The following is a 13,217-nucleotide window of genomic DNA, read 5'->3' as shown; positions in this document are numbered from 1 at the left end:
TGCGGCTCCGCCGCGCGGGCGCGACCAGCCCCCACGCGCCCGCGGACGAAACTGTCAACGCACCGCCCGCACCACCATCGCCGATCCCCCACCACGCCGTACGGTCTCAGCGGCTGCCAGCCACTTCCCACCCGGCAACCGCTGCACCCCCGTAGCCGCCCCGATCTCCGGGTTCGCCTTGAAGGAGTGCCCGATCGCCTCCAACTGCCGCCTCACGTCCGCGTCGAACCCCGGCTCCACCTCCGTCTGCGCGGCGTTCCGCTGACTCGCCCGAGGCGCAGCGATCGCATCCACCAGCGGCAACCCCCGGTCGAGGAACCCCGTGAGCGTCTGCAGCACGGTCGTGATGATCGTGGCTCCGCCCGGCGACCCCAGTGCCACCACGGGCCTGTCGTGCCCGTCGAGGACGATCGTCGGTGACATCGAGGACCGCGGCCGCTTCCCCGGGCCCGGCAGGTTGGGGTCGTGCACGGCCGGGTTCGCCGGGGTGAAGGAGAAGTCCGTCAGCTCGTTGTTGAGGATGAACCCCCGTCCGGGCACGGTGATCCCGCTGCCGCCGGTCTGCTCGATGGTGAGGGTGTAGGAGACGACGTTCCCCCACTTGTCGGCCACGGTCAGATGCGTGGTGCTGTCACCCTCGTAGGTCGTGGGAGCGGCCGTACCGCCGGTGTCGCAGGCCTTCGGGTCGCGCGGGTCGCCGGGCGCCACGGGACTCGTGAGCACCGCGTCGTCCTTGATCAGGCACTCCCGCGAGTCGGCGAACCGCTGCGAGAGCAGTTCCTTCGTCGGCACGTCCTCGAAGGCGGGGTCTCCCACCCACCGGCCGCGGTCCGCGAACGCGATCCGGCTCGCCTCGATGTACCGGTGCAGGTACTCGGCCTGGCTCGCCTTCGACAGGTCGGTCCGCTCCAGGATGTTGAGCGCCTCGCCGACCGTCGTGCCCCCGGAGGAGGAGGGCGCCATGGAGTAGACGCCGAGGCCCCGGTAGGAGGTCCGGGTCGGCGCCTGGAGCTTGGTGCGGTACGCCGCCAGGTCCCGCGGGGACAGGTCGCCCGGGCGGGCGTTCCAGCCCGAACCCGGGTCCACCGGCGGCTTGTTGACCGTATCGACGACGTCCCGCCCGAGCGAGCCGTGGTAGAGCGTCCCGACGCCCTTGCGGCCCAACTCTGCGTAGGTGCGGGCGAGGTCGGGGTTCTTGAAGGTGGAGCCCACGACCGGCAGCCGTCCGCCCGGCAGGAACAGTTCCGCGGTGTCCGGGAAGTAGCGGAAGCGGGTCTCGTTGGACGCCGTCTGCGCCCGGAACGTCTCGTCGACCGTGAAGCCGTCGCGGGCGAGCCGCTCGGCCGGCTTCAGCACACTGGACAGGCGCTTGCTGCCCCACCGGTCGAGCGCCGTCTGCCAGGTGGCGGGCGTGCCGGGCGTGCCGACGCTCAGGCCGCTGCTGACGGCTTCGGCGAAGGGGACGGGCTTGCCGTTCTCCACGAACAGGTTCTCGTCGGCGCTCAGCGGGGCCGTCTCGCGGCCGTCGATGGTGCGCACCGAGCGGGACTTGGCGTCGTAGTAGACGAAGTAGCCGCCTCCGCCGATGCCTGCGGAGTAGGGCTCGGTGACGCCGAGGGCGGCGGCCGTGGCGACGGCCGCGTCGACGGCGTTGCCGCCCTTCCTCAGGACCTCGATCCCGGCGGCGGAGGCGTCCGGGTCGACGCTGGAGACCGCGCCGCCGTAGCCGACGGCCAGGGGGGTCTTCTCACCGCCCGGGCTCTGTGCGGCGGGTGGCGCCGCCGCCCCCACCGAAGCCACCACGGCGGCCGAAACCGCCAGGACCGTCAGATTCCGTGCGACAGGGCGACGCATCCGCACCTCCAGTCAAAGGCCGTCCGCGCAGCTTAATTCATGGCCATGCCCTCGTCAGGAGCGCGCCGAACGCGTGTCCGCCCGGCCCGCTACCATGCGCGCCCATGAATGACGACGTGCGCAACATCGTCCTGGGCGTGATAGCGGCGGGCATCAGCGCCGCGCTCGGCTGGGTGGCCCGCACCTATCTGTGGCGGCGCAGGCTCCGCCGCAAGCAGGCGTTCTTCGGGCTGCCCGACAACTCCGAGTCGCTGCTGGTGGTGAACCGGGGCGCCGGCGGTCCCGAGTTCGCGGTGATGCGCTACGACGTGTTCGCACTGCTCGAACTCGCGGCGCTGATCAAGGACTGCAACGCCCACGCCCAGATCCTCCCGCACGACACGGCCCGTCAGGGCTTCGGCGAGCGCACGGAGTTCTGTGTGGGCGGTCCGGCCTCGAACCGCCGGATGGCGGCCCATCTGTCCTCACTGCTGCCGGGCGTGCGCGTGAACGTCGACGCCGAACCGGGCCCGGACCGGGGATCGTTCCTGGTGGGCTCCGAGCGGTACCGCGTGGAGAACGGCAAGGAGGAGTACGCGCTGCTCGCCCGGCTCACCGCGGAGCGCAGCCAGAACACCCGTCCGGTGTTCCTCTTCTGCGGCCAGACGTCGATCACCAACCAGGCCACCACCCGCTACCTCGCCCGGCACCACGAACGGCTGGCCCGCAAGTACGGCAACGGCTCTTTCGTCCTGCTGCTCAAGGTGATCAACTCGCAGGCCTACGGTCCGGACGTCGTCGAGCTGGTGGAGGACGTGACGCGCGCGGCGCAGACCGCCTCACCCGCAGCGGCTCCACGCAATACGCACCGCGCCTCCTGAGGTCCTCCACTTCTCAACAATCGTTACTGCCACGTAACTTACCGACGGGTTACCCCTGGTAAAGGGGCGAGGTTACCGTTCGGTCACTTTGCACTGACACGAGTGAGGAGTGACCGTGGGACCCCACCGCAAGGCCCTGCGCACCACCGCCGTAGGCGCCGTCTCGGCGACCCTGGTCGCCGGCACCGCCCTCGGAAGCGCCCCCACCGCCCAGGCGGCGCCGCACCCCGTCCGCTTCGTCGACATCGCCGGAGACGGCGGCACCGTCCTCAAAGCCAACGTCGTCACCCCGGCCGGCTCCGACGGCACGCGCCGCTACCCGCTGCTCGTCCTGCCCACGAGCTGGGGCCTGCCCCAGGTCGAGTACCTGGCCCAGGCCCAGAAGCTCGCCGACTCCGGGTACATCGTGGTCACGTACAACGTGCGCGGGTTCTGGCAGTCCGGCGGCGAGATAGAAGTGGCGGGCCCACCCGACGTCGCCGACGCGTCGAAGGTCATCGACTGGGCGCTCGCCCACACCCCCTCCGACGCCCGGCGCGTGGGCATGGCGGGCGTCTCCTACGGCGCCGGCATCAGCCTGCTCACCGCCGCGCACGACAAGCGGGTCAGGGCCGTCGCCTCGCTCAGCGGCTGGGCCGACCTGATCGGCTCGATCTACGCCGGGCGCACCCAGCACGTCCAGGCGGCCGCCCTGCTGGACGGCGCGAGCCTCGTCACCGGCCGGCAGAGCGCCGAACTCCGGCAGGTCTTCGACGACTTCTACAGCTCGAACCTGGCCAAGGAGCCGGACCTCGTCGCCTGGGGGAAGAAACGTTCCGCTGCGACCTACGTCGACCGGATCAACGACAACGGCGCCGCGATCATGCTCGCCAACGCCTGGGGCGACTCGATCTTCCCGCCCAACCAGTACGCCGACTTCTACGAGAAGCTGACCGGCCCGAAGCGGCTGGAGCTGCGGCCCGGCGACCACGCCACCGCCGAGGCGACCGGTCTGTTCGGGCTGCCCAACGACGTGTGGCAGGACACCGAGCGCTGGTTCGACCACTACCTGAGGGGCGAGGACAACGGCATCGACCGTGAGCAGCCGGTCCGGCTCAAGTCCCGTGCCGCGGGCGGCTACGAGGGCTACCCCGACTGGAAGTCGGTCGGAGCGGACGCCCGGAAGATCGCCCTCGCCGACTCCAGGACCATCCACACGAACGTGAACTCGGGCGCGGACGGCGGGGTCGTCTTCCTGTCCAACATCCTCGACCAGGTGGCCCAACTGCCCCCGATGGCCTCGATCCCGCTGCTCCCCCGGCGCTGGGCCGCCGTGTGGCAGTCGGAGAAGTACGCCACGGCCCAACAGGTGCGCGGGACGCCCAGGTTGCACACGACCCTCACCCCGACCAAGGAGAGCGGCACCCTCGTCGCCTACCTGTACGACGTGGGGCCGCTCGGCCTCGGCAAGCTGGTCACCCACGCGCCGTACACCTTCCACGGGCGCACCCCCGGAAAGCCGTTCGGCGTCGACCTGGAGCTGTACTCCACGGCCTACGACGTCCCGGCCGGGCATCGCCTCGCCCTGGTCGTCGACACGGTCGACCCGCTCTACATCGAGCACAACCCGTCCGGCGCGCAGCTGACCTTCTCCTCGCCGGTGAACGACCCGTCGTACGTGTCGGTTCCGCTGCGCGAGCAGTGATCTCCGGCTGCCGCCGGACGGGCCTGGCCGATGTGAACCGCCGCCCCCGTGGCCGCGCGGGCCATGGGGGCCGCACCCGGTGGGAGCGCCCCGCACACCGGGCGGGCGGTCAGCTCATCCCGGGCGGGATCGGCGGATTCTGGCGAAGTCCCCCTCTCCGACAGGGATGAAGGGCACATCGTAGTCGAGGTCCGATGCGATGAGCCGTCCGGTGCCCGCCCGTTCAGTGCTTGAGGATCTTGGAGAGGAAGTCCTTGGCGCGGTCGCTGCTGGGGTTGGTGAAGAACTCGTCGGGGGTGCGGTCCTCGACGATCCGGCCGTCGGCCATGAAGACGACGCGGTTGGCGGCCGAGCGGGCGAAGCCCATCTCGTGCGTGACGACGATCATGGTCATGCCCTCGCGGGCGAGCTGTTTCATGACCTCCAGCACCTCGTTGATCATCTCCGGGTCGAGGGCCGAGGTCGGCTCGTCGAAGAGCATCGCCTTGGGCTCCATGGCCAGGGCGCGGGCGATGGCCACGCGCTGCTGCTGACCGCCGGAGAGCTGCGCCGGGTACTTGTCCGCCTGGTCGGCGACGCCGACCCGGTCGAGGAGTTCACGGGAGCGTTTGTCGGCGTCCTCCTTCCGGCGCCCGCGGACCTTCACCTGCCCCAGGGAGACGTTCTGCAGCACGGTCTTGTGGGCGAAGAGATTGAACGACTGGAAGACCATGCCGACGTCGGCGCGCAGCCGCGCCAGGGGCTTGCCCTCCTCCGGCAGGGGCTGCCCGTCGAGGACGATCTGGCCGGACTCGATGGTCTCCAGCCGGTTGATCGCCCGGCACAGGGTGGACTTCCCCGACCCCGACGGGCCGATGACCACGACCACCTCCCCCCGGCCGACGGTGAGGTTGATGTCCCGCAGGACATGCAGCTCCCCGAAGTGCTTGTTGACGTCACGCAGCTCGATCAGCGGATCGACGGCCATGCTCAGCCCTACTCACTCTCAGCTGTGTGGTGGTTGCCGCAACGTATCCAGGCAAGATCGAAGTTGACGGGCGACACGCACTTTTCGATCATTAGCCGTATTTACGTCGGACTTTGGGCCAAAGGTTCTGGCCATGGGGCTCAGGCCTCCGCGACCTCGGCGTACAGCTGCGACAGCTCGGGCACGCCGTTCGCGGCCCATTCGTGCCCCGACTCCACGACGTCGAACTCCCGGCCGGAGGCCAGCCGCACGACGGGCTGCCCGTCGGACCGGATCTCCCAGACGGCTCCCGGGACGGTGCGCACGATGACGGTGCCCAGGTAGAGACCGGCGTCGTTGCCGAGCCAGGGCAGGGTCTCCTCGTCGTCACGCCAGCGCGGCACGAGCTGGTCCAGCGCCTCCAGCGAGACCGCCGAGTCGTCCAGGCGGACACCCGCCCGGGACGCCAGGGAGCGGAGCAGTTCACACTCGGCGAGGAGGTCCGCGATGCCCGCCGGATCGGGGAACCCCACCTTCTGGCGCCGGTTGCCCAGGAAAGGGATGTTCATACGTCCAGCGTGTCATTCGTACCGCCGTACGCACCACAGGCGCGCGGGCCGTCGGTGACCGTCGAGTTCACGCCGAGTTCGCCCGTGGCGCGTTGACGCGTCACGGCCGTCTCCCTAGTTTCACCGTGCGCCTTGCGTACCGGCTGTCGTTGAGCTCTCTGTTCCGTCCCTGCGTGCTGTGGTGTCGCGTCGTGTCTCGATGAGCGGGAGGAGTCGGCCGTGCGCCGATGTGTCCGGGGGATCCTGGTCGTCCTGACCCTGTGCGGGTCGTTGATCTCGGCGGCGTCGGCGCGGGCCGCCGAGTCCGGGCCGGCCGCGCCGGTGCCGCTGGAGCGGCTGTTCGACAACAAGGCCGTCAGCGACGACGGCCGGCCCGCGGCGGCGGACTTCGACGGTGCCGGAGCCTCCCTGTCGGCGCGTGATCTCGCGGCCGCCGGCTGGACGCCCGGCCGGGCCCTCACCGTCCAGGGGGCCCGGCTGACCTGGCCGAAGCGGCGGCCCGGCGAGCCGGACAACGTTCGCGCGGCCGGGCAGGACGTCCGTGTCACGGGGCGCGGTGACGCCCTCGCCTTCCTGGTGGCGGGCACCGCCGGCACGGAGGTGGGCGGCAACGGCACGGTCGCGTACGCGGACGGCACCCGCTCCGGCTACCGGCTGACCGCGCCGGACTGGCGCAGCGGGCCGCTCGCCACGAAGGCGGTGGCCCTGCCGCACGTCAACACGCCCGGCGGGCAACTCGCCGAGCGGGCCCGTCTGTACGTCGTGACGGTGCCGCTCGCAGCGGGGCGCGCGGTCGCCTCGGTCCGGCTGCCGAGGGCGGCCGGACTGCACGTCTTCGCGGTGTCGGTACGGACCGCCACGCAAGGCTGGACGGGCAGCTGGACGACGGCCACGGGCGGGTACGGCGCGGTGGGCCCCTGGACGGACCGGACGCTGCGGCTGGTGGTGCACACCTCGGCCGGCGGGCCCCGGGTGCGGGTGCGGTTCGACAACACCTTCGCGGCCGCGCCGGTACGGATCGGGAGCGCGACGGTGGCGGTACAGGCGTCGGGCGCGGCCTCGCGGGGCGCTCCGGTGCCGCTGTCCTTCGGCGGGGCGGCCGGGGTGGAGATCCCGGCCGGAGCGCAGGCGTACAGCGATCCGCTCGGCTTCGCGGTGCCCGAGGACACCAATCTGCTGGTCAGCTTCCACCTGCCCGGCCCGGTGCCGGCGGCGCCCCTGCACCGGCTCGCGCAGCAGCGGTCGTACGTCAGCGAGCCCGGCGACCACGCGGCGGACGGCTCGGCGGGGGCGTACACCTCGGTGATCAGCAGCTGGCCGCTGCTCGCGGGGGTCGACGTGGGCGGCGGGCCCGGGTCCGTGGTGCTGCTCGGGGACTCGATCACCGACGGCGACAAGTCGACAGTGGACGCGAACCGGCGCTGGCCGGACGTCCTGGCCGGCCGGCTGCTGGGTCAGAGCACCGTCCCGCGCTACGGCGTGCTGAACCAGGGCATCTCGGGCAACCGAGTGGTCAGCGACCGCTATCCCGGCGACGGGGTGTCCACGGACACCGCCGGGGTGAGCGCCCTGCACCGGTTCGACCGGGACGTCCTCGCCCAGCCGTCGGCGCGTACGGTGATCGTCTTCGAGGGCGTCAACGACCTGCGCTGGGACACCTCCGCGGAGCAGGTGATCGCGGGCCTGCGGGAGATCGCGGCGCGCGGGCACGCCCGGGGCCTGAGGATGCTCGCGGCGACGATCCTGCCCTGCGAGGGCGAGGCGCGGTGCACGGCCGCCGTCGACGCCGAGCGGGTCGCGGTGAACGAGTGGATCCGGGGCGGCGGCGTCTTCGACGGCGTGCTCGACTTCGACGCGGTGGTCCGGGATCCGCAGCGGCCGTCCCGGATGCTGCCCGCCTACGACAGCGGGGACCATCTGCATCCGGGCGACGCGGGGCTGGCGGCCCTGGCGGACTCGGTGGACCTGCGGCTGCTGACCCCCTAGACGTCCAGGTCGACGACGACCGGGGCGTGGTCCGAGGCGCCCTTGCCCTTGCGCTCCTCGCGGTCCACGTACGCGTCCTTGACTGCCTTCGCGAACGGCTGGTTGCCGTAGACCAGGTCGATGCGCATGCCGCGGTTCTTCGGGAAGCAGAGCTGGCGGTAGTCCCAGTACGTGAACGGGTGCTCGTACTTCAGGGGGCGCGGGACCACGTCCGACAGGCCGGCCTCGCGCAGGGAGGCCAGGGCGGCGCGCTCGGCCGGGGTGACGTGGGTGGAGCCTTCGAAGGCGGCGGGGTCGAAGACGTCGTCGTCCGTCGGCGCCACGTTGTAGTCGCCCATCACCGCGAAGGGGCGGCCGCCGGCCGCGTCACCGGCCACGGCCGCCTTGAGGGCCTCGAACCACTGGAGCTTGTAGGCGTAGTGGGGGTGATCCACCTCACGGCCGTTCGGCACGTAGACCGACCAGACGCGGAGCGGGCCGCAGGTCGCCGAGATGGCGCGGGGCTCCACCGAGCCGTCGAAGCCGGGGTCGCCGGGCAGGCCCTTGACGACGTCCTCGATGCCGACGCGGGAGAGCACCGCCACGCCGTTCCACCGGCCCGTCGCGTGGACCGCCGACTCGTAGCCCAGCTCGCGCAGTTGCTCCGCCGGGAACTGGTCCTCGGCGACCTTGGCCTCCTGGAGGCACAGCACGTCCGTGCCGCTGCTCTCCAGCCAGGCCAGGAGCCGCGGCAGGCGGGCGGTGATCGAGTTCACGTTCCAGGTCGCGATGCGCATGCCTCACAACCTACCCGGAGGGTCTGACAGCGCCGTCCCGGCGTCAGAGGTCCGCCGACGTCCCCGGTGCGAGCCGCAGGTGCTCCGACCCGCCGAGCTGTCCGATCTGGCGGTCGTAGATGGGCCGGGCCAGGTCGGTGAGCAGGGCGTCGTGGATGTCGTAGGCGCGCTGCGGCTTCACCTCGCGGACGTAGTCGATGACCTCGGAGATCTTGCTCCAGGGGGCCATGACGGGGAGCATCAGCGTCTGGACCGGGTGGTCGGGGACGGTGAGGGCGTCGCCGGGGTGGAAGACCTTGCCGCCGTCGACGAGGTAGCCGACGTTGGTGATGCGCGGGATGTCCGGGTGGATCACCGCGTGGAGTTCGCCGTGGACCTGGACGTCGAAGCCGGCGGCGGTGAAGGTGTCGCCGTGGCCGACTGCGTGGACGCGGCCCGGGAAGGCGGACGAGATCTTCTCCGCGACCGACTTCAGGGTCCAGATCTCGGCGGCCGGGTTGTTCTCCATCGCGGCGCGCAGCCGGAACTCGTCGAAGTGGTCGGGGTGCTCGTGGGTGACGAGGATCGCGTCCGCGCCGAGCGCGGCGTCCTCCTCGCTGAATCCCCCGGGGTCCAGGACGAGCGTCCGCCCGTCCTTCTCGAGGCGGACGCAGGCGTGCGACTTCTTCGTGAGCTTCATGGTCTCCATCCTGCCTCCGGGGCCGCGGGACGGGCTCACTCCTGGGGCGTGGTCTCCTCGCGGATCACCTGCTGCGCCACCTTGAACGCGCTGTTCGCCGCGGGCACGCCGCAGTAGACGGCCGCCTGGAGCAGCACTTCCTTGATCTCGCCGGGGGTGAGGCCGTTGCGCAGGGCGGCTCTGGTGTGGAAGGCCAGCTCGTCGAGGTGGCCGCCGGCGACCAGGGCGGTGAGGGTGACGCAGCTGCGGGTGCGCCGGTCGAGGCCGGGCCGGTCCCAGATCTCGCCCCAGGCGTAGCGGGTGATGAACTCCTGGAAGTCCCCGGAGAACTCGTCGGCCTGGGCCAGCGCCCGGTCCACGTGGGCGTCGCCCAGCACTTCGCGGCGGACCTTGATGCCGGCGTCGTACGGGTCGGGCCGCCCCTGGGCCTGCGGCGGTACGGCGACGGGGGCGATCTCGGCGACGGGCCCGGTCTGGGGGGGCTGCGGCGGGGCGGCGGACAGGACCGGCTTGAGGGCGGCGGCCGGCAGGGCGGTCTGGCCGGTGGAGGTCTCGAAGGCGGGCTGCCAGGCGGTGGAGAAGTGCCGTACCAGGAGGTCGGTGACCGCGGCGGGCTGCTCGACCGGCACCAGGTGGGAGGCGCCGGGGACGACGGCGAGGCGGGCGTCCGGGATGCCGGCGACCAGGGTGCGGGCCTCGGCCGGGCCGGTGACCTGGTCGTCCGAGCCGACGAGGACCAGGGTCGGCACGCCGACGCGCCCGAGCTCGGCCCGGACGTCGAAGGAGGCGAGCGCCTCGCAGGCGGCGATGTAGCAGCCGGGGTCGGTGGTGCGGACCATCTGCACGGCCCACTCGGTGATCGCGGGCTGCGCGGCGGCGAACCCGCCGGTGAACCAGCGCTCGGGGGCGGTGCGGGCGATGGGGTCGAGGCCGTTCGTCCGGACGATCACGCCTCTCTGGCGGAACTCGTCGGCCGTGCCGAAGCGGGGCGAGGCGGCGATCAGCGCGAGGGAGGCGAGCCGCTCGGGATGGCGCAGGGCCAGCTCGATGCCGACGGCACCGCCGAGCGCGCAGCCGGCGTAGCCGAAGCGCTGCACGCCGAGCCCTTCGAGGGTGGCCAGCAGGCGTGTGGTGAGGTCGGTGACCGAGCCCGCCGGGTACGCGGGAGCGCCGCCGTGGCCCGGCAGGTCGAACCGGAAGACGCGCCACTGCTTGGTCAGCTCGGGGACCTGGCGGTCCCACATGTGCCAGGTGGTGCCCAGAGAGGGACCCAGGATCAGGACGGGAGCCTCTTCTGGCCCGTCAAAGCGGTATTGCAGGGTGTTCGACGGTGTCTCACTCACGCCTCAGACCCTCTCACGTATCACGAAATCTCACACGGGTGGGGGAACCCGACGGCTCTCGCCCCTCCCGGCGCGGCGTGTCCGGCCCTGCCGGAACCCTCGCTACAGGCCTGCCTCGGCTCGGGACGGTTCCGGTAGGCGGACGGTCATCCGCAGCGCGCGCGGCCGTACGGTGAGCCGGGCGACCTGGCGGACGACCTGGCCCTCGGCGAGTTCCAGCCGTACCGAACGCAGCATCGTCGCGAGCGCCGTGACCATCTCGGTGAGGGCGAAACGGTCCCCCATGCACTTGTGCTTGCCCTCCCCGAAGGGCAGGAACGCGCCCGGCGGAAGCTGCTGCGCGGCGTCGTTCCACCGGTCCGGGTCGAAGGTGAGCGGGTCGGGGAAGCGCTCGGGGTCGCGGTGCAGGGCGTGCTGGCAGTAGGCCAGTTCGGTGCCGGCGGGCAGCGTCCAGTCGCCGAGCCGGGTCTCCTCGGTGGTACGGCGGGTGACCAGCCAGCCGGGGTGGTGCAGCCGCAGGGTCTCGGTGATCACCCGGTTCAGGTACGGCAGCCGGGGCACGTCGTCGAAGGTGACCGGCCGTTCGCCGAGGACCTCGTCCAGCTCGGCCAGGACCCGGGCCTCGATGCCGGGGTGGCGGGCGAGTTCGTACAGGGCCCAGGACAGCACCGACGCGGTGGTCTCGGTGCCCGCCACGGCCAGGGTGAAAATCTCCGAGCAGATCTGGTCCCCGGTCAGCGGCTCGCCGGTCTCCTCGTCGATGGCGCGCAGCAGCATGGAGAGCATGTCCCCGGTGTCGTGCCCGGAGGCCTGCAGTTCGTCGACGGCGGTGTTGATGGTGGCGCGTACGCCGGCCCGGGCCCGGTCGAAGCGGCGGTTGAAGGGCAGCGGCAGACGCTCGGCCCAGTCGGGCAGCATCATGCGCACACCGACGTCGTTCATCACCACCGACAGGTCGCTGCGCAGCCGTCGGAAGACGGCGTCGTCGAGGCTGCCGGAGAACACCGTCTTGGCCAGCATGTCGAGGCTCAGCCCGACCATCGCCTCGCGTACGTCGAGGGTCCGCCCGGGCTCCCAGCCGGCGACCGTGGCCGTCACCTCGGCGCGCATGATGTCGACGTACCGGCTGATCTCGGTGTGGCCGAACGCCGGTTGCACCTGGCGGCGTTTGCGGACGTGAGTCCGGCCGGTGGCGGTGACGACACTGTCGCCCAGCAGTTGGCCCAGCTTGTCGTAGAGCCGGCCCTTGTCGAGGGTCGGCGCGAGGGCCTTGAGCATCTGGTGGATCAGGGCCGGGTCCTGGACCACGATGGTGCGCGTCCCGGGTTGCAGGACGATCTCGACGAGTGGTTCCCGCGTGTCGCGCAGCGAGTCGATGAAGCCGAGGTTGTCACGCATCTTCAGAGCGTGGCCGATGAACGGGAACGATCCTGCGGCCCGAGGTATGGGGGGAGGCGCAGTGGACGTCACGGGTCATCCCTTCACGTCAATCTTGGGCACCCCTATGACTTCCCTGACCTTTCCCCAGCGCAATCCTGTCATGCACGTGTCTTGCGCCACCTGGGGCGGGCTGGTCGAGGGGAGGGGGAGCCCGTTCCCTCGCTATCGCCTCGGCCTCGGTGGAGAACCGGTGGATGGCGTCGACGGGACCGAAGACTTCCTCGTGCATGTGGCGGGAGGACGATCGCTGGGTGGTCATACGGCCTCGCCTCCGGGGTTGGCGACGCCGACCGTGTTCTCGACCGAGAGCAGGGAGTCCTGTCGTCCCGAGCCGATCCAGCGCACCAGGGCGACCAGGCCCAGGGCGAGGATGGCGAAGGCGATGAGGATCGCGCTGACGGCTGTGACGCTGGGGTCGATCTCGAAGGTGAGGGAGTTGTAGACCTGCACGGGCAGGGTGACGGTGTCGACCGAGGAGAGGAACTGGGAGATGTAGAACTCGTCGAAGCTGGTGATGAAGGAGAAGATCGCCGCCGCGATCATCCCGGGGGCCGCCAGAGGGAAGGTGATCTTCCGGGCGATGGTGAGGCGGCCGGCGCCCATGCTGGCGGCGGCGTCTTCGAGGCGTTCGTCGATGCCGCGCAGGGTCGCGATCAGGATCAGGACCGCGATGGGTGAGGCGAGCACGGTGTGCCCGAGGGCGATGGCGATCGGGCTGCCCAGCATTGCCGCCGGTTCGAAGAACAGAAACAGGCCCAGTGCGGTGACGATCTGGGGGATGACCAGCGGGCCGAGGACCAGCGCGAAGACGGCGGAGCGCAGGGGGAGTTCGCTGCGGACCAGGGCCGTGGCGGCAGTGACCCCGATGATCAGGGAGAACACGGTGCTCATGGCGGCGATCAGGGCGCTCAGCGACAGTGCGGCGGGCCATTTGCTGCCGTCGGCGAACAGGGCCTTGTACCAGTTCAGCGTCCATGCCTCGGGTGGGAAGGAGGCGAAGGCGTTGTTGCTGAAGGAGGTGACGAGGATGACGACGATGGGCAGCGCCAGGAACAGCAGGATGATGGTGGCCACCGCGGT

General features: G+C 71.3%; 11 protein-coding genes. 3 read left to right on the top strand and 8 right to left on the bottom strand.

Annotated elements, in window-relative coordinates:
- Positions 1–54: 54 nt before the first annotated feature.
- Positions 55–1,854: a gamma-glutamyltransferase gene (gene ggt, locus ABZ948_RS35150; RefSeq protein WP_359766558.1), complete on the bottom strand. Its 1,800-nt coding sequence runs from the start codon at positions 1,852–1,854 to the stop codon at positions 55–57.
- Between the two features lie 104 nt (positions 1,855–1,958).
- Between ggt and ABZ948_RS35145 the strand changes: the two genes are divergently transcribed.
- Positions 1,959–2,714 carry a hypothetical protein gene (locus ABZ948_RS35145; RefSeq protein WP_359766556.1) on the top strand — a complete coding sequence of 252 codons (756 nt, stop codon included), beginning with the start codon at positions 1,959–1,961 and terminating at the stop codon, positions 2,712–2,714.
- A 115-nt stretch (positions 2,715–2,829) separates the two neighbouring features.
- A complete protein-coding gene (locus ABZ948_RS35140) occupies positions 2,830–4,398 on the top strand; it encodes an alpha/beta fold hydrolase (protein WP_359766554.1) in 1,569 nt (522 codons plus the stop codon).
- Positions 4,399–4,621: 223 nt separating this feature from the next.
- On the opposite strand, the gene ABZ948_RS35135 is transcribed toward ABZ948_RS35140, so the two are convergent.
- Positions 4,622–5,365: an amino acid ABC transporter ATP-binding protein gene (locus ABZ948_RS35135; RefSeq protein ID WP_359766552.1), complete on the bottom strand. Its 744-nt coding sequence runs from the start codon at positions 5,363–5,365 to the stop codon at positions 4,622–4,624.
- Between the two features lie 140 nt (positions 5,366–5,505).
- Positions 5,506–5,913, bottom strand: coding sequence for a DUF6278 family protein (locus tag ABZ948_RS35130; RefSeq protein WP_359766550.1), 408 nt, complete (start codon positions 5,911–5,913; stop codon positions 5,506–5,508).
- 219 nt (positions 5,914–6,132) lie between these two features.
- Here ABZ948_RS35130 and ABZ948_RS35125 point away from each other — a divergent pair, with 219 nt between their 5' ends.
- Positions 6,133–7,899 (top strand): SGNH/GDSL hydrolase family protein, encoded by a 1,767-nt coding sequence (locus tag ABZ948_RS35125; protein WP_435857739.1) that lies wholly within the window; start codon positions 6,133–6,135, stop codon positions 7,897–7,899.
- On the opposite strand, the gene ABZ948_RS35120 is transcribed toward ABZ948_RS35125, so the two are convergent.
- The 5 genes from ABZ948_RS35120 to ABZ948_RS35100 form a co-directional block, all read right to left on the bottom strand.
- Positions 7,896–8,675, bottom strand: a complete 780-nt coding sequence (locus ABZ948_RS35120; protein ID WP_359766548.1) for an exodeoxyribonuclease III — start codon at positions 8,673–8,675, stop codon at positions 7,896–7,898. The genes ABZ948_RS35125 and ABZ948_RS35120 overlap by 4 nt on opposite strands.
- A gap of 43 nt (positions 8,676–8,718) precedes the next feature.
- Complete coding sequence (locus tag ABZ948_RS35115) at positions 8,719–9,354, bottom strand: MBL fold metallo-hydrolase (protein WP_359766546.1); 636 nt, start codon at positions 9,352–9,354, stop codon at positions 8,719–8,721.
- Positions 9,355–9,389: 35 nt separating this feature from the next.
- Positions 9,390–10,697 carry a bifunctional 3-oxoadipate enol-lactonase/4-carboxymuconolactone decarboxylase PcaDC gene (gene pcaDC, locus ABZ948_RS35110; RefSeq protein WP_359766544.1) on the bottom strand — a complete coding sequence of 436 codons (1,308 nt, stop codon included), beginning with the start codon at positions 10,695–10,697 and terminating at the stop codon, positions 9,390–9,392.
- 102 nt (positions 10,698–10,799) lie between these two features.
- Positions 10,800–12,167, bottom strand: a complete 1,368-nt coding sequence (locus tag ABZ948_RS35105; RefSeq protein WP_359766542.1) for a cytochrome P450 — start codon at positions 12,165–12,167, stop codon at positions 10,800–10,802.
- A gap of 225 nt (positions 12,168–12,392) precedes the next feature.
- On the bottom strand, positions 12,393–13,217 hold an 825-nt coding region (locus ABZ948_RS35100; protein ID WP_359766540.1), incomplete at its 5' end, for an ABC transporter permease.

The organism is Streptomyces olindensis (assembly GCF_040645895.1).
GTDB lineage: Bacteria > Actinomycetota > Actinomycetes > Streptomycetales > Streptomycetaceae > Streptomyces > Streptomyces olindensis.
This window is presented reverse-complemented; position numbering and strand designations above follow the sequence as displayed.